Source organism: Paraburkholderia sp. JPY419 (assembly GCF_050435705.1).
In the GTDB taxonomy this organism is placed as follows: domain Bacteria; phylum Pseudomonadota; class Gammaproteobacteria; order Burkholderiales; family Burkholderiaceae; genus Paraburkholderia; species Paraburkholderia youngii.
Window position 1 is genome coordinate 3,152,456 of record NZ_JBNDKV010000002.1, and the last position, 17,667, is coordinate 3,170,122.

Sequence of the window (17,667 nt, forward strand, 5' to 3'; positions counted from 1 at the left end):
CGCGCTTTCGGGCAACCCATCACGGCTAACTGACGATGACAGCGACGATCGAAAAAGTCGTCTTGCCTCCGATTCCGGCGAAGCGATACTTCACGATTGGTGAGGTCAGCGAACTTTGCGGCGTGAAGCCCCACGTGCTGCGTTACTGGGAGCAGGAGTTCACCCAGTTGAGGCCGGTCAAGCGGCGCGGCAATCGTCGGTATTATCAGCATCACGAGGTGCTGCTGATCAGGCGGATTCGAGAGTTGCTGTACGAGCAGGGTTTTACGATCAACGGCGCCCGCAACCGGCTCGATTCGCATGGCAGCGGTGGGCCGGATGCCGTCATCGAAGAGGGTGAAGCTGCCGCCGGAGCCGCGGGGCAGGTCCAGGCATCGGCGGCAACGGTTGCTGTCGATGTCGAGAAGTTGCGCGAGGAACTGCAGAGCGTAATCGATCTGCTGGGCCACTAGTTAATGGGCTCGTTCGCTTTGTGCGTGTCGGGCAGTTCTAATCGAATGAAGTGTCTGTTATAATTTTTCTTCTGTTCGGGGCGTAGCGCAGCCTGGTAGCGTACCTGCATGGGGTGCAGGTGGTCGGAGGTTCAAATCCTCTCGCCCCGACCAAGAAAATCAAGGACTTACGGTGAATGCCGTAAGTCCTTTTTTCTTGCCTGCGTGGAATAGGGCCACTTTTGGGCCACTCCGGGTGATGGAACTTGGGGGAGCCCTCAGGCGCTGGTGGGAAAGTTCCCGCACAATACCGGCTACCTCGCAAACCGGAGCAGGCAGGATGGGCATCCACAACGATGTGACGGACGAGTACCAGACCGCTATTGAAGAAAACAAGATGGAGCGGACGGCGCTCGCGGCTGAACTTGACGAGGCGCTGGCCGGGATCGGCGGGCCCGAGGCTTGGTTATTGGTGGGTGGCAATCCCCAGCGCTATCCTGAGGCGTTCCGCCTCGCTGTCCAACTTCTCCTTGAGGCCTACCCCATGCGGTTAGATATCGATGGCGGTTGGGCTGTTCTCGAGTACAAGGGGGAGAGTGCGGCCAGCGCGATTGTTGCCGCTTACCTTCAGCTAGGTGACAAGAACAACGATGGCTCGGTGCCGGTCCCGTTTGTCCAAACAACCTACAAGGAAGACGAGCGAGCCAAACGGCGCGAGCGCGATGTTGAGATAGCAAGGGCAGTCGAAGACATGCTTGCGCGGGGCGAATGCAAGAGCCAGAAGGAGGCGTTTGCAGCGCTCGCCGAGTCCGCGCGCTTCGCCCTGAAAGAAGATGCGATCGACAAGGCATACCGCCGTCACTACAGGTCCGTGCGGTTGGAACGTGAGCGCGAGCACATAGCTTCGCTGAAGGGCACGGCAAGACTCAAATATATTCTGTCGAAGCGCGACAAAGCGTCCTGACGGATCGGACGCATTTTTTCTCCGTCATTCGGTTACGTTGTAATCGTACGCACCTCGAAATAGATTCCCCATAAGCCCCGCGCGCTGCGGGGGGAACACTTGGGGAATCGCATGGATCATCTTCTAGCTCTCGCCGAAGTCCGCCAGTGCGTAGGCGGACTGGGCCAATCCACGCTCTATCGCTTGATGCAACTGGGCCAGTTCCCGAAGCCGGTGCCGCTCGGCGTTGGCAACCGCGTTGCCTGGCGCGAATCCGATGTTCAGCAGTGGATCGCGGATCGCATTGCTGCCGCCCTGACGCCCACACCCGATCCGCACATCGCGGAAGTGAAGGAAATCAAGAAGCTCGCTGCAATGGATGCGCAGCAGACGCGCCAAGCTCGCCGCCCGCGCAAGCGCGCCACCACGCAGCCCACCGAGACGCCCTGACCGGCCAATCCCATACGCATCAATCGATGCAAGACGCGCCGGCGAGCAACCGAGGGCGCGGGGATCGTTTTATCCATCAATGGGAGAACAGGTATGCAGATGCGTAACGGGCCACCGGTCGACCTGGTGGCATGGCACTACACCACCGGCGAGAGAGCCGCACTCATCGAACGCTCGGGCGTCCTGATGCCCGCCACGGCGTACATCGAGGCGCGGGAAATTCCCGTTGTGTGGTTTTCCACGAACCCGCTTTGGGAGCCGACCGCGTGCAAGCTGCTGCAGACCCCGGATGGCAGACTCGTACGTCTCACGATGGAGGAAACGTACCAGCGCGGCGGCGGCCTGGTTCGCTTCGGCATCGATCCCGCAAAGCTGTACCGCGGCGATGACATCCCACGCTTCGCGAACATCACGAAAAGCGCCTGGCGGCAGCTATGCAATGTCGCGCGCATGCAGGGCGCAAACCCCAGCGAATGGGGTGTACTCGCGGGTCGGATTGATATCGCCGGGCTTGCAATCCAGAGCATGAATGACTGCATGGAATGGGCACACATGCTAACGGAGAGCAGCCGACACGCGAACAGCACGTGCCAGGATCACGCACCCGAATGGAGGCAGGCATGACGAACGAAACGAAGTCCATAACCGCGAAGGAACGCGACGCGCTGCGCGAAACGGTGCGCCTGCGCGCCCGCGTGGCAAAGGCAGATATCGACCGGCGCGCCGCGCTACTGCGTGCCGAAGCCGAACGCAAGTTGAGCGAGACATTCGATGCTGACGACGAGCGCTGGCGCGAAGCAGTCGCAATCGCAATGGCAAAGGCGACCGCCGCAACGGCTGAGATGCAGGCCGCGTTACTCCGCGACGGCGTGCCGCGTGAAAACCTGCCGAGCCTGAACGTGCTCTTCAACGACAGGGGGAGCTATGCGTTAAAGGAGCGTCGCGCCGAGCTGCGCAAGCTGGCCGCCGCAAAAATCGACCTCGCCGCGAAGGATGCGAAATTGAGCGTGGAGCGCTGGCAGGCCGCCACGCAGACCGAACTGTTAGCGGGCCTGCTCGACACTGCCGACGCTAAAGCCTTTCTGGCTGCGATGCCGAGCGCTGAAGCTCTGCTGCCCGCAATGACCATGCAACAGGTTGACGCCCTGGCCGCCGAAGGTGGTTTGCGTCTTGTACACGACAGCACCGGCACCGACGATTGAGCGGAGATCGAGGGCGAAGCCGTCCAGACGCAGCACGCGCACTGATCTGAAGGAGCAGCCCCGCACGCCGTTGGAGACACGTGTGGAATCTGACCACTACCCTGCTCACGCAAGGGGACGGCATGGCTACGAAAAAGGCTACCTCGGCCCGCGCCGCGTTCGATCGTGAAACGGTCAAGCTGGAAGCGAGCGTCTGCGACACGCGTGCTGAATCCCAGGCGAAGGTGAAGCAGTAAGGCCCGGTTCCTGTGCGGTCAACCTCACCACCATGCCCGGGTGACAACATGGACGATACGTTTGATTCGCACCTGCAGAACATCAATGCCTGGCTGCCCCGCAATCCCGACCGGTTCATCAGCACGCGCGAGACAATTTCGCAGTGGGCGGCGGAACACAACGTGACAATCACTAAGGCTGCCGTATTCCTCGACGGGATGAGTGGCGATCTGCCCTCGCCAGTGTGGCTGCATCCTTCGGGCGATCCCACGAGCTACGGCGGCGGCCCGGAGATTGGCGCTTTGCTTAAACACATTCGCGCCACCGGCAACATCGAAGAGATTCACGATGGCGACCGGCCACTCAGCCCGGATGTCTACGGCTGGTTTCGCCATGAACTTGAGGGATCAATCAACGCCTACCTGGACCGGCTTCACGCCCCCTTCCGCGTCGATGCGGACCTGAAGCCGGTTGCCCCTCCGAACGATCGGCAAGCGCTGCCCGAAACTGCCCGCGAGCGTGAACTGCTTGAACAGTATCAAAAGATTCAAAACGAAAACCGGGATCTGCGCGAGGAACTCGCTATCGTTCGCAAGCTCGTGCCGCGTCACGACACTCGGCTACTTCAGGCCGTGCGCACAGTCCAGGATCGGTTCTGGGGTGATAACTGGAACGAGGACGACAGGGACACGTGGCCGAGACAGGACAACATTGTGCAGTGGCTCATGGCCAGCGCGAATCTCAGCAGCAAGCGGGAGGCGGAGGCCGTCGATCTGGTCGCGGCCCCGGCCAAACGGAGAAATAAGACCGGCGATAGCTAGCACCGCCTGTCATGCGCCTGAACCCTCAGGGTTCCGTGCCCCGTGCGGCAACGCTTTGCGCGAACCCTAAGGGTCACGCCACGCAATGACCGGCAGTACGCGCACCGGACAGCCCTCGAAAACGCCTTACCCTCAGGGTAATGAGCCCCATCCGGCAGGAGTTTGCGGGAATCCTCAGGGTTTCGGAGACCTGAACTCTCCGGATAGCAGGGTTTGCCTTCCGGGTGGGTGTCTGGTCTTCAATAGCCATATCCAAGGGAGCAAAGATATGGCTATCCACTGCACGCATTGCCCTGTTGAGATCCTCGCGGGGACACGGTCATGAGCGCCGCCGCCCTGCCTGACCTGCTCGTATGCCTGCGCACAGGTGTGCTGCCTGAGCCTGATGACACGAACCGCATGACCGATGCGCTCGCGGTGCGCCTCGATGCCGACCGCCACGCCGTCGGCGACCTCGGTCTCGTGCTCAGCGATCCCGGCAATAGCTTCACTCCCGCGTCGCGCGCGCGGCTCGAAACGTTGCAGGCCGCACTCGCAGGACCGGCGCATGAACCGGTGCACAAGCCGGACACGGCGCTGCCGTCTCACGATCAGCACGAAGCAGACGAGGACGACGAGATGGTATACCGCGAGCGAATGTGGGGATACCTCGAAGCCCTGCGCGATTACCTCACGCAACGCGCGGCATCGGACGACACGCAGGCTGCTGAATGCGAAACGCGGTTCGATGCGCTCACAACGGATTTCCTGATAAAGGACTCTGCGATGTCATTCGTGGCGTCGGAACTCGAACCGTTCGAACGTGGCGAGCGCGAGTGGCTGTGCCCGGACGTTGACTGGCTGAGCCTGTCCGCTCGCCTGCACAAGGCGCTTGTCGGGAGGGAATTGTGAGCCTCGCCAATTTCGTCGTGTGGGCTGACTTTCCCACCGGAAAACATCGCATTGCATGTCCCGTCTGCGCACGCGGGCGGGGCGACAGGACGCTGGGCGTGACCATCGAGCATGACGGCAACGGCGTGGCCCATTGCTTTCGCTGTGACTTCACGGAGAGTTTCCGGCCTGAGCGTGGCGCAAATTGCGCGATAACGCCGCGCATCAAGGCCGCTGCGCCGACCGCGAAGCAGGACCTATCGGATTATGGCCGTGACCTCTGGTGCGACTGCCGGGCACTCTCAGGCGTGGCGCTGGCGTATCTCGATGCGCGGCGCTGCCGTATGCCGCCGGTCGACGGTGATTTGCGCTCGCATCCGTCACTGAAGCATCCAACTGGGTATGTCGGTCCCGCCTTGGTAGCGCTCGTCACTGACGCACTGACCCGCGAGCCGATTTCACTTCATCGCACATGGATTTGTGCCGACGGCCGCAAGGCCGAGGTTGACCCGCCGCGCCTGCTGCTGGGCGGCCACCGCAAACAGGGAGGCGTGATCCGCCTGTGGCCAGACGAGGCCGTGACCGTCGGGCTCGGGATTGCCGAGGGCATCGAGACCGCGCTGAGTTTCGCGTGGGCTCATACCCCTGTGTGGTCACTTATCGACGCAGGCAACCTGGCCGCTTTCCCGCTGCTACCGGCCATTGAATCGCTTGGCATCAGCGTCGATGACGACGCCGCCGGGCTTGCTGCTGCGCGGAAATGCGTGCAGCGCTGGGCCAATGCTGGGCGCGAAGTAACGCTTGCGAAGGTGACCCATGGGACGTGACATGAACGACCTCGCGACCGAAGGCGGCCCGGATGCCGTGCGCCGCGCCGTGGCCCAAGGCGAACGAATCAGCGGGCAGAAATCGCAGTCGGCTACGCCCGCGCGACCTGCGGGCGAATCCGATGTGCCGCTCGACAAGCGGCAATCGAAGGTGCACGGCAAGCGCATGAACGGCGTGCCATACCCCACCGCAGGCTACAGCCCTGACGACTTCTACGCGCACATGCCGACGCACAAGTATTTACACGTACCAACCGGCGAGCTGTGGCCCGCATCGAGTGTGAATGCGAAGCTGCCGATGGTGAATTCAGGCGGCGCACCCATCAAGCCCGCGACGTGGCTCGACGAGCACCGCGCTGTCATGCAGATCGTGTGGATGCCCGGAGAGCCGCAACTGATCGAGGGCCGCGTCATGCAGGCCGCGGGCTGGCACGCGCATGCAGGCGCACAGTCGTTCAACCTTTATGTTCCGCCGGTGCCGGTGATGGGCGACTCGAATAGGGCCGGGCCCTGGCTCGCGCACCTGGAACGCCTCTATCCGAATGAATGGAGCTATATCGCGGATTGGTTCGCATACACGGTGCAGCACCCGGCGGACAAGATCAACTACGCGCTCGTGCTCGGCGGTGGCCCCGGCGTTGGCAAGGACACGCTGATAGAACCGCTGCGCGCAGCCGTCGGCTCGCACAACGTGAGCGATATTTCACCCATGGTCATGTTCGGGCGCTTCAACCGTTGGGTACGCAACAAGCTCGTGCGCGTCAGTGAGGTGCGCGACCTGGGCGACCTAGACCGGTACGCCTTCTACGAACACACCAAGCCGTATCTGGCGAGCCCGCCGGACGTAATCCGCGTCGACGAAAAAAATCTGCGCGAGTACTACATCGCGAATGTCTGCAACGTGCTCTACACGACAAACCACCTCGTCGACGGCCTCTACCTGCCCGCCGACGATCGCCGCCATCTGGTCGCGTGGACCGACCTCACCAGTGCGGCATTCGCCGAGAAATACTGGCACAAGCTCTGGCAGTGGTATGCCGTTGGCGGCACGGCGAACGTGGTGGCGTACCTGCACGCGCGCGACCTCTCGGATTTTGACCCGAAGGCACCACCGCCCAAAACGCCAGCGTTCTGGCAGATGGTGGCGGCCGGCGAAGCGCCCGAGAGTGGCGAGATGCGCGACGTGATCGAGCGGCTCGGCAACCCGCCCGCGCTCACGATCACCAATGTCACCGATGAGGCGGCGGAGGCAAAGATGTTTGGCTTACGCGATGAACTCGCTCTGCGCGCAAACCGCCGTTCGATCCCGCACCGCATGGAACGCGCCGGCTATTCGACGGTACGCAATCCGAACGCCGATGACGGGCTGTTCAAGGTCGGCGGCAGGCGCGTGGCGATCTACGCCAGGAGCAGCCTCACGGTCGCGCAGCGTATCGCGGCGGCTCAGAAGCACACGGAGGGCGGTGGCCTTATCGCAAAGCCGCAGCCACCGCCCGATAGGTGCAGTCAGTAGAGTCAGTCGATTCCCATCCCCATCTACGCGTGCGCGCGCGCCACACCCAGCCCCGCATCTTTTAGGAGGACAGCAGCTCCGAAATATACGGATGGCGGAAAACTGACTTTACCGACTGCACCTATCGGGAATAACTGACCCGGTGACGTACATGGCCGGATCCCTTCACCACCGAAGGAAAACACACGGACAACAATCAGCATGCAACTGCCATTGAGACGCTCAGGAACTGCGCGTCGAACGAGTGGCGGGACGGCTACGCGGCCGGGTACGAAGGCAATTCGAAGGTGGCGGCTATCAGGGCGTTCTGTCTGTACTGGACCGGCGATAAGCGCAACGAGATCCGCGATTGCACCGCGTATGCCTGCCCGTTGCGTGAATGCCGGCCGTACCACGACCGGCAGCGGTCAAGCCGAAACCGATGAACGAATTTACAAGGAGCAAACCGTGTTTGACGAAATGGAATCTATCGACGCATTCGACATTTGCCGCTGGCCTGTCGACGACGCGCGGTCAACGCTGAATTTCATGTTCTGGTCGTCGCCGGACGGCTTGCGCCTCGTCACGGCATATTCGGGAAATGCAGGCGGCTGTGTATCTGATCCTCACGACGCGGATGCGCTGGTTCTACGGGCGCTGGAGTCCGTTTGCAGCGAACCGCCAGCCGGTGGCATATGCATCACGGTTGTATGCGGCGATTCGCACTCGCTCGTTTGCGCAATGCGGCTGCACAAGCTGCTCGATCTGCCGCATCGGCCGGACCGAACGGCAACGGTGAGACTGACCGGGGCCAACCTGGACCCGTTCGCGTTCGAGGACATAACCCCGGCTGGTGACAGCGCGGCGCTCTGACTTCACACGGAGATGACGATGGCAAAAATCAAGGCAGAAACGAATGCACCCGTACCGGCCGAGCCGCTCGACGCGGTCGTCGAGCGCATCCGCGAGGCGCGCACTGTGATCGCCCGCCTCAATGCCGATCGTGCGCGGTGCGATGCGGTGGCGCAGACCGGCGACACGTACGCGCAGGAAGTGAAGGCACTGCGTGCCGAGCGTCAGCAGGCGCAGGCCATGGCACTTGCGGACGGCATCGAGGCGGACGTGGCCGGGATTGACGCGCGTATCGCCTCGCATGCGCGCGAGCATGCCGCGGAACTAGACCGGGCCGAGGCGGCGAGACAGGCGATTGCCATCCTCGACACGCGCATCGCGGCGGCCGAGGACGGGCTTGGCGCACTGCTTGATGAGTGGCTCGCGCACTGTGAAACGGTGCTGCTCGCCCAGCTTGATGCGGCCGAGGAGCGCTATGCGCAGGCGCTTGAGGCGATCGCCGGACCGGTCGCACAGCTTGAGGCACTTGCGCAGATGTGGGAGGACCTCTACCACCGGGCGCTGCCCGCCAAAGGTCGCAGCAGGCTACGCGAAAACCTGCGCGGCGTGCCCGCGTTGCGCGTGGTGTGGACTCACTCGGCTCTCGCGAATCCCGAGATCGCGAGCCGGTACGACCCCGGGACATACCGCGAGGGTGATGGACTACGCGAGCGCTTTCAGCCGACGTGGCTCGCTGAGGATTACGAAGACTTCGCGCAGCCCGAGATTGCCGCATTGCGTCAGACCTTGCACGTTGATGATGTGGCGGCCCGCGCGTGACTTAACCTTGAAAGGAGGCACAAAATGGCCTGGACTGATGAAGAATGCGAGCAATACGGTCTTCGGCGTGCGGTCGTGGCGCGTGGTCGAACGGTGCAGGGACCCGTGCCCGGCAGCGGCAAGCCGGACGTAGACGACCCGCGCCGCGTGACCGGCACCACCTCGCGCCGCTATATGCCCGGTGAAACGGTTTGGCTTGAGGCGCATGAGTTGCCGCGCCTCCGCACCTTGGGATATGCGCTCGACCCGCTGGACCCGGACGACGCGCAGATGATCGCGCTGATGTTCGCACCGGCGCCACCGTCCGATGCGCCGACCGTGGTCAAGGCACTACCCGACGAGGAAACGACCAATATCCGCTTCATGCCAAAAGCTTAGGGAGACTGACTGTGACCAAGCTGAATATCGAACCGTGGTATGCCGCCTTCTTGCGCCCGGCACCATCCAGACACAATGCTGCCGTTGCACCCACAACAAGGCACAAGACAGGGGCAACACCTGCGAAACCAAAAGCCACGACGAAGACTAAGCCCACCGCGCGCGCCGCCGTGAGTACCTCGGTGAGCCATGCCGCGAGCCGGGGCGACTTCGCTCACCTGATGCCGCCACGCACACCGCAGCAGCCTGCAGCACAAGCCGCACTGGCAACATACTACGGCAATCGCAAGGCCACGCTCACCCGCGAAAAGTCTGCGCAGCTTGCCCGGCAGATCGTGGCCGTCAACAACCGGCGCTTGGGCTTGACTCAGGACACCGGCAAGCCGCATACGCAGGCGAACACGCAAACGATGACACCGCTTGCCGCGCAGATCCTCGCTGTCGCCCGGCGCATTGGTCTGGAGACCTGACCCATCGGAGACACTCATGATTGAACTGAACGTTCGCGGAGACATGAAAGCGCTCGCGAAACAGCTTGATAACTTCGCGCGGGAACAGGTGCGTTTTGCAACCTCGCAGGCCATCAATAGCGTGGCCGCCGAGGTCGCCGCCGCCGAACGCGAGAACATGAAAGCGAAGCTCGACGCGCCAACCCCGTTCACGCTTGCCGGTGTCGCCGTGAAGCGCTCGACCAAGCAGAGCCTCACGGCAACGGTTTATGTAAAACCGATCCAGGCGCTCTATCTCACGCCGTCCGAGGAACAGTCAACGCAGGTGCTGCCCGGCTCAAGCCGGGCCATGCTGCGCCCTGCCAACCCGACACAGAAGAACAGATACGGTAACCTGCCGCGCGGGCGCGTTGCTGCGCTCTCGCAGCGCTCTGACGTGTTTGTGGGCGTGGTGCAGACGGCAGACGGCGCAATCGACGGCGTGTGGCAGCGCCCGGTCGCGCTGAGGAAGGCGCGCGGCACTCGGAGCGAGATACGCGGCACCAAGACACGCGGCGCGAAACTGCGTGGTGCCAACCGCACCGGACGCCTCAAGCTGCTCGTGCGCTTTGCCGATCCCGTGCGCGTCAGGACGAAGCTTGAATGGGGCAAGAGCGCGGCGCAGATCGTGAAGCGCAGCATGCCCATCGCGCTCGACCGCGAGATGGCGAAAGCGATTGCCACCGCGAAGGCGAAATGAGGCCCGCACCGTGGACGGGCCGCGCATGCTCGCCGGCAATGGCTGCCGGGACCTCACCGGAATCCCTCAAAAACGGACTCCTGGATGGTCACGCAAGGCACTTCCCCAGGCCGGTAAATGGGGCGCGGGTCCTTCCCTAACCCTCCGGAAATGGGGGCAATTTCGCGCCTCGCTGTTCGACTAGCTATCTTGTTTGAAACCTGAAATATTTTGACTATGACGCAAGGGCTAACGCAAACGGAATTCGCACGGCGAGCGGGCTGCGTGCAGTCGACGGTATCGCACGCGCTGCGCGTCGGCCGCCTCACGTTGTTACCCGACGGCGGCATAGATCCCGCGCATCTCAATAAGCAGTGGCGCTCGCAATCGATCTACGCGAAGGCGTCGAGCACGAACACATTGAGCGCCGATGCGCCGCCCGCGAAAAAGAAAGGCCGCCCGCTAAAGAGGCCGGTCGTCGAGGGGATCGCCAAGACCGCGAGCGAAGACGCGCGTATCAAGTTGCAGAAGGAGACCGCGCTAGCGAACTTGCGCGAGTTGGAATATCAGCAGCGCGCAGGTCTACTTATCGAGATTGACCACGCGAAGCGCGTGTTTTTCGAACTGGCCCGCGGTGAGCGCGACGCGTGGCTCGCATGGCCGTCGAGGATTGCCCCGCGCCTTGCGGCCCACCTCGGCATCGAGCCAGACGCGCTGCTGCGGGCACTCACGCACCTGGTGCACGAGCAACTCGCCCAGCTCGGCGAACCGGAACTCGACTTCGTCTCGAGCGGACGTGAGCCATAGGCGCATTGGTAGCTTTCTATGGGAAAATCCGGCCGCTTCCGCGCCACTCTTTTTTATTTGCCCGCGACGCTGCAGATCCGCAATTGAAGACTCTGGCACTCTCGACAAGTGCTGGCATAATCTCTTGTTACAGAAATAATTTCGACGAGGCGTACATGATTACGGACTGGATTGACGTCGGTGAAGTGTCAGCAGAGCGAGACCAAAATCTTCGACACTACTTCTACGACAACGGCGTTTCCAAGCAACTGGTCGGAAACAACAAGCAATACCTGCTATTGGGACGGAAAGGCGCGGGTAAAACCGCGGTGTTTTCACACCTGGCAAGTAGCCCGGCTACTATTTTTGCCAGTACGGATGTCATCGTTCCACTGTCCTTGCAAAGCTACAACTGGCAGGCCCACAATCTTCTATCGGACAATCAGAAAGCCGGCGGCTTCCAGCGTAAGTGATCCAGCAAACCCAGACTGTTCAGGGCGCCATTTCGCTGGCTAAATCGTGGCGATGGAGATTCCAGGGCAACAACGCTTCGACGGCCTCGACGGACTGGGCCGCCGGCAACTCGCGCAACACCCGTCGCAGCCAGGTATACGGCTCGAGGCCGTTGGCGCGTGCCGTTTCGATGAGCGAGTAGATGACGGCACTCGCGTGAGCGCCCGCGGGCGTGTCACAGAACAACCATCGCCGGCGACCGACACAGAAGGGGCGCAGGGAGTTCTCGCAGCGGTTGTTGTCGATGGGCAGATCGCCGCGCTCGGTGTATCGCACCAGCCGCGACCAGTATTTGTGCAGGTAGGCCAACGCTTCGCCCAGCGCCGTTTTCGGCGGCACGGTCGGCAACGTCGCGTCGAGCCAGGCCCTGAGTTCAGCCAGGATCGGCACGCTGCGCGTCTGACGCGCGACGAGTCGCGCGTCATCCTTCGCCTGCTTGCATTCGCGCTCGATCCCGTACAACCGACCGATCAGCTCGATTGCCTCATCAGCCCGGCCGCGCTTGCCTTTGGTCTGAACGCGCGTCGCCTCGACGAAGCGCCGGCGTGCGTGGGCCAGACATGCCAGGTGCTCGATGCCTGCGGTCTTTGCCAGCGCGTTGTAGCCGTCGTAGCCGTCGGTCATCAGATAGCCCAGATAGCCTTCGAGCAGTCGCACGGGCACCGCGCCGCTGCGGCTCGGGTCGTAGTCGAACACCACCACCGGTCGTTCAGGCGGGCCACCGGTCTGCACCCACATATAACTTTGCGAGGTCGGCGACCTGTCGTGCTCCTTGAGCACCTGCACCACGGTCTCATCCATGTGCAGGACCGAACCGTTGAACAGTTCGTCGCGCATCAGGTTATGCAGCGGCTGCAGCACGCCGGCCGCGCCGATCACCCAGCGCGCCAGTGTCTGACGCGGCACCGCGACGCCGGCGCGCTCGAGCACGTATTCGAAGCGCGCCAGCGACAGGCCATCGGCGAACTTGACTGTGAGCAGCATCGCCAGCAGGTCCGGACTGGCGTTGCTCCTGGGCAGCGGCTGCGCGGGCAACGCAGCGACCACCGGCGCATGCGCGCTGCCCGGGCAGCCGTAGCGCTTGCGGATATGGCGCAGCACACGCACCTGCATCGGCACGATGTCGAGCTGCTCGCTGATGTCCTCACCGATCTCCACCATCGGTGTGCCGCACGGACACACGCGCTGATCTTCCGGCACGTCATGCACGATGTCCACGCGCGGCAACCCGGGCGGCAGTGGTGCGCGCTTGCCACGCGCAGGCTTGTCCGCGCTCTTCTTGCCAGCATCGGCGGCAGCGTCACCTGGCGATGCAATGGGCGCCTGGTCCTGCCCGGATGTGCTCGCGGCCGCCAGCACCTCTGCTTCGTCGAACAGGTGCGCCTGGCCCGAGGACTGTTCAGAACTCGCGCCGAAGTGCCGCTGGCGCAGCAGCACGAACTGCTCGTACAGGTGGTCGATGTGGCGCATCGCGTGTTCGTGGGCCTGCTCGAGCGCCTGCTGAACGCTGTGATCGATCGCCTGCTGATGCGCTGCCTGCTGGGCATGCAGCAACGCCTTCAATGCCTCCACATCGTCAGGCAACTGCGCTGGCAGCGGCGGCAGCGGCGCTACCTTGACTTCAGGTAACGCAAGCTTGTGTCGGATCGAAGGTGTCTTCCTGGCAGCAGGCATGCCACCATGTTAACACCATAATTGATTAGGATACCGATTTAAAATGCAGCGTTTTATGCGGTCCGTTGCTCCACAGATCGAAGCCCTCCAGCAGCCACTGCAACTCCTGCATCGTCACGCTCTGCGTGGCCCCGCTACCCTCGCGTGGCCAGGCGAACTTCTCCTTCTCCGCGCGCTTGTACCACAGGCAGAACCCGTTGCGATGCCAGTACAGCGCCTTGAGCTTGTCCTTCTGGCGGTTGATGAACACGTACAACGCGCTGCCGAACGGGTTCAGCTCCAGTTCCTGCTCGACCAGCGCGCTCAGGCCATCGATCGACTTGCGGAAATCCACCGGATGACGGCACAGGTACACCTGGGTAGGGGTGCAGCCCGGGTGCATCAGCGTTCCCCGTGCATGGCGCGCCCGAGCGCGGCCAGCCACTCAGGGGCGGGTAGCGCCGGTAACTCTATGCGTACGCCCGGACCGAGCACCAGCGTGCAACTGCCGGGCCGCTGCTGCGCGAGAACCGGCTCACTGACTGTCAATGCCACGAACGCGCTGCTTCGCTCAGGTGGGCCGGATGTCTGCGTCGCAGCCGCCTTTATCTTGTGCCGCCAGTAATACAGGCTATGCAGAGCCAGTCCGTGGCGCTTCGCATACTCCGCCGTCGCCACCGACTCCTGCTCCATCGCCGCAACGTGGGGCGCCCAGAATTCCAGACCCGATTGCATGTTTGCTCCGTCTCAGAAAGCACTGGACGAATCCTGCGACTGCGTCGATCGACCGACAAGATTGGGTTTGATGGATCACTTACCTTCCAGCATAGGGATTCGTGGCGTTTTGTGCTGTATGTTGAAGCTGTGAAGGCACTTCACGAAAAATTGCGTGCTCAAGGGGCAGTAGTCCCGAAAAAAATAGAAAAGGCAGCAAAGGTTCTTGAAAAAGTTTTTTCGACGCCGGTTCCCTCATGGACAGAACTGCTCGGACAAAAGCTATTCAATTTGGCTAAGATCGAACTGCCGAAGGCCGGACTGGATGACGATGGAATGTCCGTGGGTGGTGGCGAGATTAGCTTCGAGCAACTTCGCGACGATGCCGGGCTGAAGCATCAGTTGAATAAGAATGTCGAGGGACTCACGGCCTTCTTGGAATCAAGTCTCGTAGAAACGCCAGAGGATATTAGAGTCTTTTTCCTGTTTGACAGGCTAGACGAGGCTTGGGTCAGCAATTTCATTGAAGAGTCCAAGTCAATCGTGTCAGGTCTGCTGCACGCATCAGAGCATGTTTTGTATAAGTTCGGCGGCCGACTCCGGCCGATTGTGTTTTTGCGTGAGGATATATTCTCGACCTTTGACATTAACGATCGAAACAAACTCAAGCATGACTGTAGTGAGAGCCTCTTATGGGACCAAGAGAGCATTGAGCGGCTCATTTTAGAGCGCGTCAACTTTTATGCGACGCAGAAATCTGTCTCGCGTTTGCACGAACTACAGCAGATTTTTGTTGAGAAAGAGATGCGAAGCCGCGCGACGCCCGTAAAACATATCTTCAATCGGACTATGTGCAGGCCGCGCGATATGGTGGCATTTCTCGACAAAACTTTCAAGATTGCCAAGGCTGACGGGTGGCATAGCGACGATGGACTGCAGATCTCGACCCAGGCCATCTATGATGCAGAATCCGGCTACGGCGATTATCTTTTTGAAGAGCTGAGCGACGAATGGCGAAATCAGAATCAGCACTTCCTTGAGTATCTCAGGACGTTCGAGAATCTTCGGTATGCCGCTATCACGTCCGACGAGCTGAAAGAGGCATTAATCCAAAAGGGACTGGCTAGTGACCATGCCGAATTTAGGTCGATTATGCGGTTCCTTTTTGAAAACTCGATCATTGGGATCACTGTCGGGAAGTCGAAACAGTGGCGATACAAGTGTTTCTTCCCGAGTCAGGCGTTTAGCGATGCAGATGTCGTTAAGATCCACCCGGGCCTGATTAAAAGATTAGGTCTCACCGAGAGCAGTTCGGAACGAGCTAACGCTGTTGCGGATAAGCGCATACTGGAAATGGAACCGGGCGAAAGCGGCGACCTGTTCCCGCCGGTGTCGAGTTAAACCAACAGCTGGTACTACGACGCAGCACGTAAGAATCCGCCCACCACTGGCATCCCATACCCGCCTATGGTTGGGGCTTTTCGCTCTACGCTGCCGTGTTCGGGGTGACCGATATCGGCGACGTGTTGCGTGAAGACGTCGAGAGCTAGGCCGAGAAACTGCTCGGCAAGCCGTGCCCCGAAGCCGACGAGGTGTGCGCCTTCCTCGAGGGCGTGGTGGACGTGGTCGACCGGCTCTAGGCGCAGCTTATCCGCGGCGGGTTCGCGTGCCGCGCGGCGCCCGCGGCGCGCAATAGTGTGCACCCTTCTTTACGGCCGCCCGGGTGGGCGCCTTCTGCTCAAGTTCGCCCGGTGCATACGCAGGCAATGTCTTCGCCAGTATGAGGCCGCCATTTTCACTCAAATTCCAGCCTCAATTGCCGCTATTGCCAAGTTGCTGGCCCAAATGTAATGAATACGGGCTGAAGTTGGTCGAGATACACGCCCGATCGCCCTTTGAAGCCAAGTATCACGCTACCTGGCGGGGGAGTCCAAGTCATCGGCGAGCCATGGATCTCGGCAAGTCCCCCTCCGCCAGTGGAGCGACCGTCAGCTCCAATGACAAAGTTGATCTGCTTGACGAACGCCTCTTGACCACTTGGGACACAGTGTAAATCCACGCGGCTGAGGAACTGCCCAGGCAGGATGCGCAGTGGATTGAGAGTTGAGCCTGTGTTCCCGCCATGGACTTGTGGTGCGCCGGCTACACCGTCCGTCTCATATGTAAGCGCCACGTGGTCTATCCAATTACCTGCGTTTACTTGTACGGCCGCGAGCCTAGTACGCCGATATATTGCCGTATCTACCGGTACGTCTTCAAACGGCGCGCCTCCTGGTCCGCCGCAAGCTTGCCCGTCCGTAGTCTTGAATGACAAGCCCGGTGAACCCAAATCTAGCGAAGGTAGCTTAGGCGAATTGAATGAATCTGTCGGACTAGATTCAAACTGACGTATCTGGCTGTTTAGCGCGTTAATGTCGGCACCTACCTGAGCATCGGCTGTGCTAAGTTTGGAATCCGACGGCGCGCCATAGAACTGATATGTCCCCAAGATTCGATGTATCTGGGTTTGCAACTGTTGAAGCTGAGATAGTTTTCCTGAGACTCCAGGCGTACCGATATCTCCGACGAAGTATTTCCGGTTTGCGACGATCTCTGACAGATCTCCTGCATGCGGGACATGCTCATATCCGCTCGTTTCATAAGAAAGTACCGTAGGCCCATCGAGTTGCTTAGAGGGAAAGGAAAGAGCGAAGTCGATAGCTTTATCAGGCGTAGGATAGGTAGGATTATTGATTCCGAAGATTTTCTGAAGGAAGGTCACGTCACTGTGGACCGACTGCGCAGCGGAATTCAACATGGCCTGAATATCTGCACTCCCAGTAATTACCCCAAATGTCGCATGACCACTTATCGAAGCTGCGAGCTGCTTCTGCTCATTCGATGTCTCTGTGTGGAACGTGTAGACGGCAATGTATTCCCCGCCTCTTGTAATTGCGCTTACGTATGAGTCACCGTACGACGAAAAGAAGCTTTTAAGTTGTTGAATGTGAGGCTTGAAATTTAAAAAAGAATCTGGCGTTATTCCTGATTCAAAGGTTGCATTTGTCGCCGTCTCCGTCGAGAGTATATGAGTTGCATGAATAACGATCGAAACACTGTACTTTGTCGTCTGGAGAGAGTCATAAAAACTTGCCTTTTCATCACCGCCGCCGAAAGGGCCAAAGCTTGCCGACGCCGACTGGGAGATGCCTAGATTCCGGCGCAATGAATCTGCGTCGGTGTACATGTGATACTCGACAATGCTCGATGCCCCGCTATCCGCATGAGTGCCGCTTACCGCCGTAAATCGCGTGTCGCCGACAATGGAGTCGTATCCTTGAAAGAGCGCCGCAGGAGTACTTGCGCATGCAGAGTGGAACATACTAACGGCGGCGATATTGACGCACCACGCGATGCCAAACATTATCTTTTTCATTGTTATCTCCTAAACAGGTCGTGACTGCGCTGGCCGAGCGCCACGTAAGCGGGCCCAGATGGAGGACGGCACTCAAGAGCAGGACTACTTGGGTGAAAGCGAACAGCGATAGGCGAGG

General features: G+C 60.7%; 22 protein-coding genes and 1 tRNA gene. 19 read left to right on the forward strand and 4 right to left on the reverse strand.

Annotated features, from left to right (window positions below; genetic code table 11):
- Positions 1 to 35: 35 nt before the first annotated feature.
- The 18 genes from QFZ91_RS20715 (at position 36) to QFZ91_RS20800 (ending at position 11,727) form a co-directional block, all read left to right on the forward strand.
- Positions 36 to 452, forward strand: a complete 417-nt coding sequence (locus QFZ91_RS20715; protein ID WP_176108087.1) for a MerR family transcriptional regulator — start codon at positions 36 to 38, stop codon at positions 450 to 452.
- A gap of 76 nt (positions 453 to 528) precedes the next feature.
- A tRNA-Pro gene (locus QFZ91_RS20720) sits at positions 529 to 605 on the forward strand.
- Between the two features lie 166 nt (positions 606 to 771).
- On the forward strand, positions 772 to 1,395 hold the full coding sequence (locus QFZ91_RS20725; RefSeq protein ID WP_429568262.1) for a hypothetical protein: 624 nt from the start codon (positions 772 to 774) through the stop codon (positions 1,393 to 1,395).
- A 111-nt stretch (positions 1,396 to 1,506) separates the two neighbouring features.
- Positions 1,507 to 1,824, forward strand: a complete 318-nt coding sequence (locus QFZ91_RS20730; RefSeq protein ID WP_429568263.1) for a helix-turn-helix transcriptional regulator — start codon at positions 1,507 to 1,509, stop codon at positions 1,822 to 1,824.
- Between the two features lie 93 nt (positions 1,825 to 1,917).
- Positions 1,918 to 2,448, forward strand: coding sequence for a hypothetical protein (locus QFZ91_RS20735; protein WP_429568264.1), 531 nt, complete (start codon positions 1,918 to 1,920; stop codon positions 2,446 to 2,448).
- Positions 2,445 to 3,026 (forward strand): hypothetical protein, encoded by a 582-nt coding sequence (locus QFZ91_RS20740; RefSeq protein ID WP_429568265.1) that lies wholly within the window; start codon positions 2,445 to 2,447, stop codon positions 3,024 to 3,026. The genes QFZ91_RS20735 and QFZ91_RS20740 overlap by 4 nt, the downstream gene beginning before the upstream one ends.
- Before the next feature lie 80 nt (positions 3,027 to 3,106).
- On the forward strand, positions 3,107 to 3,262 hold the full coding sequence (locus tag QFZ91_RS20745) for a hypothetical protein (RefSeq protein WP_429568266.1): 156 nt from the start codon (positions 3,107 to 3,109) through the stop codon (positions 3,260 to 3,262).
- 48 nt (positions 3,263 to 3,310) lie between these two features.
- Positions 3,311 to 4,063, forward strand: coding sequence for a hypothetical protein (locus QFZ91_RS20750; RefSeq protein ID WP_429568267.1), 753 nt, complete (start codon positions 3,311 to 3,313; stop codon positions 4,061 to 4,063).
- A gap of 321 nt (positions 4,064 to 4,384) precedes the next feature.
- The gene (locus tag QFZ91_RS20755; protein WP_429568268.1) at positions 4,385 to 4,954 is read left to right on the forward strand and encodes a hypothetical protein; all 570 of its coding nucleotides are present in this window, start codon (positions 4,385 to 4,387) and stop codon (positions 4,952 to 4,954) included.
- Positions 4,951 to 5,760 carry a DUF7146 domain-containing protein gene (locus QFZ91_RS20760; protein ID WP_429568269.1) on the forward strand — a complete coding sequence of 270 codons (810 nt, stop codon included), beginning with the start codon at positions 4,951 to 4,953 and terminating at the stop codon, positions 5,758 to 5,760. Before QFZ91_RS20755 ends, QFZ91_RS20760 begins: the two co-directional genes overlap by 4 nt.
- Before the next feature lie 124 nt (positions 5,761 to 5,884).
- Entirely contained in the window at positions 5,885 to 7,273 is a 1,389-nt protein-coding gene (locus QFZ91_RS20765) for a primase-helicase family protein (RefSeq protein WP_429568270.1), read from the forward strand.
- Between the two features lie 447 nt (positions 7,274 to 7,720).
- On the forward strand, positions 7,721 to 8,125 hold the full coding sequence (locus tag QFZ91_RS20770) for a hypothetical protein (RefSeq protein ID WP_429568271.1): 405 nt from the start codon (positions 7,721 to 7,723) through the stop codon (positions 8,123 to 8,125).
- An 18-nt stretch (positions 8,126 to 8,143) separates the two neighbouring features.
- Complete coding sequence (locus QFZ91_RS20775; RefSeq protein ID WP_429568272.1) at positions 8,144 to 8,923, forward strand: hypothetical protein; 780 nt, start codon at positions 8,144 to 8,146, stop codon at positions 8,921 to 8,923.
- A 24-nt stretch (positions 8,924 to 8,947) separates the two neighbouring features.
- On the forward strand, positions 8,948 to 9,301 hold the full coding sequence (locus QFZ91_RS20780) for a hypothetical protein (RefSeq protein WP_429568273.1): 354 nt from the start codon (positions 8,948 to 8,950) through the stop codon (positions 9,299 to 9,301).
- A gap of 11 nt (positions 9,302 to 9,312) precedes the next feature.
- Positions 9,313 to 9,771, forward strand: coding sequence for a hypothetical protein (locus QFZ91_RS20785; RefSeq protein WP_429568274.1), 459 nt, complete (start codon positions 9,313 to 9,315; stop codon positions 9,769 to 9,771).
- 16 nt (positions 9,772 to 9,787) lie between these two features.
- Positions 9,788 to 10,489 carry a hypothetical protein gene (locus tag QFZ91_RS20790; protein ID WP_429568275.1) on the forward strand — a complete coding sequence of 234 codons (702 nt, stop codon included), beginning with the start codon at positions 9,788 to 9,790 and terminating at the stop codon, positions 10,487 to 10,489.
- 264 nt (positions 10,490 to 10,753) lie between these two features.
- Positions 10,754 to 11,275 carry a hypothetical protein gene (locus QFZ91_RS20795; protein ID WP_429568276.1) on the forward strand — a complete coding sequence of 174 codons (522 nt, stop codon included), beginning with the start codon at positions 10,754 to 10,756 and terminating at the stop codon, positions 11,273 to 11,275.
- 155 nt (positions 11,276 to 11,430) lie between these two features.
- Positions 11,431 to 11,727 (forward strand): hypothetical protein, encoded by a 297-nt coding sequence (locus tag QFZ91_RS20800; protein WP_429568277.1) that lies wholly within the window; start codon positions 11,431 to 11,433, stop codon positions 11,725 to 11,727.
- 19 nt (positions 11,728 to 11,746) lie between these two features.
- Here QFZ91_RS20800 and tnpC read toward each other — a convergent pair whose 3' ends face one another.
- From tnpC to tnpA, 3 genes are all read right to left on the reverse strand, one after another.
- Positions 11,747 to 13,372 (reverse strand): IS66 family transposase, encoded by a 1,626-nt coding sequence (gene tnpC / locus QFZ91_RS20805; protein WP_429566655.1) that lies wholly within the window; start codon positions 13,370 to 13,372, stop codon positions 11,747 to 11,749.
- Between the two features lie 94 nt (positions 13,373 to 13,466).
- Positions 13,467 to 13,823, reverse strand: coding sequence for an IS66 family insertion sequence element accessory protein TnpB (gene tnpB / locus QFZ91_RS20810; RefSeq protein ID WP_429566398.1), 357 nt, complete (start codon positions 13,821 to 13,823; stop codon positions 13,467 to 13,469).
- Positions 13,823 to 14,155, reverse strand: coding sequence for an IS66 family insertion sequence element accessory protein TnpA (gene tnpA, locus QFZ91_RS20815; protein WP_429566397.1), 333 nt, complete (start codon positions 14,153 to 14,155; stop codon positions 13,823 to 13,825). Before tnpA ends, tnpB begins: the two co-directional genes overlap by 1 nt.
- On the opposite strand from tnpA, the gene QFZ91_RS20820 reads away from it, so the two are divergent.
- The gene (locus QFZ91_RS20820; protein WP_429568278.1) at positions 14,054 to 15,535 is read left to right on the forward strand and encodes a P-loop ATPase, Sll1717 family; all 1,482 of its coding nucleotides are present in this window, start codon (positions 14,054 to 14,056) and stop codon (positions 15,533 to 15,535) included. The genes tnpA and QFZ91_RS20820 overlap by 102 nt on opposite strands.
- A gap of 421 nt (positions 15,536 to 15,956) precedes the next feature.
- Here QFZ91_RS20820 and QFZ91_RS20825 read toward each other — a convergent pair whose 3' ends face one another.
- Positions 15,957 to 17,549, reverse strand: a complete 1,593-nt coding sequence (locus QFZ91_RS20825) for a jacalin-like lectin (RefSeq protein WP_429568279.1) — start codon at positions 17,547 to 17,549, stop codon at positions 15,957 to 15,959.
- Positions 17,550 to 17,667 lie beyond the last annotated feature (118 nt).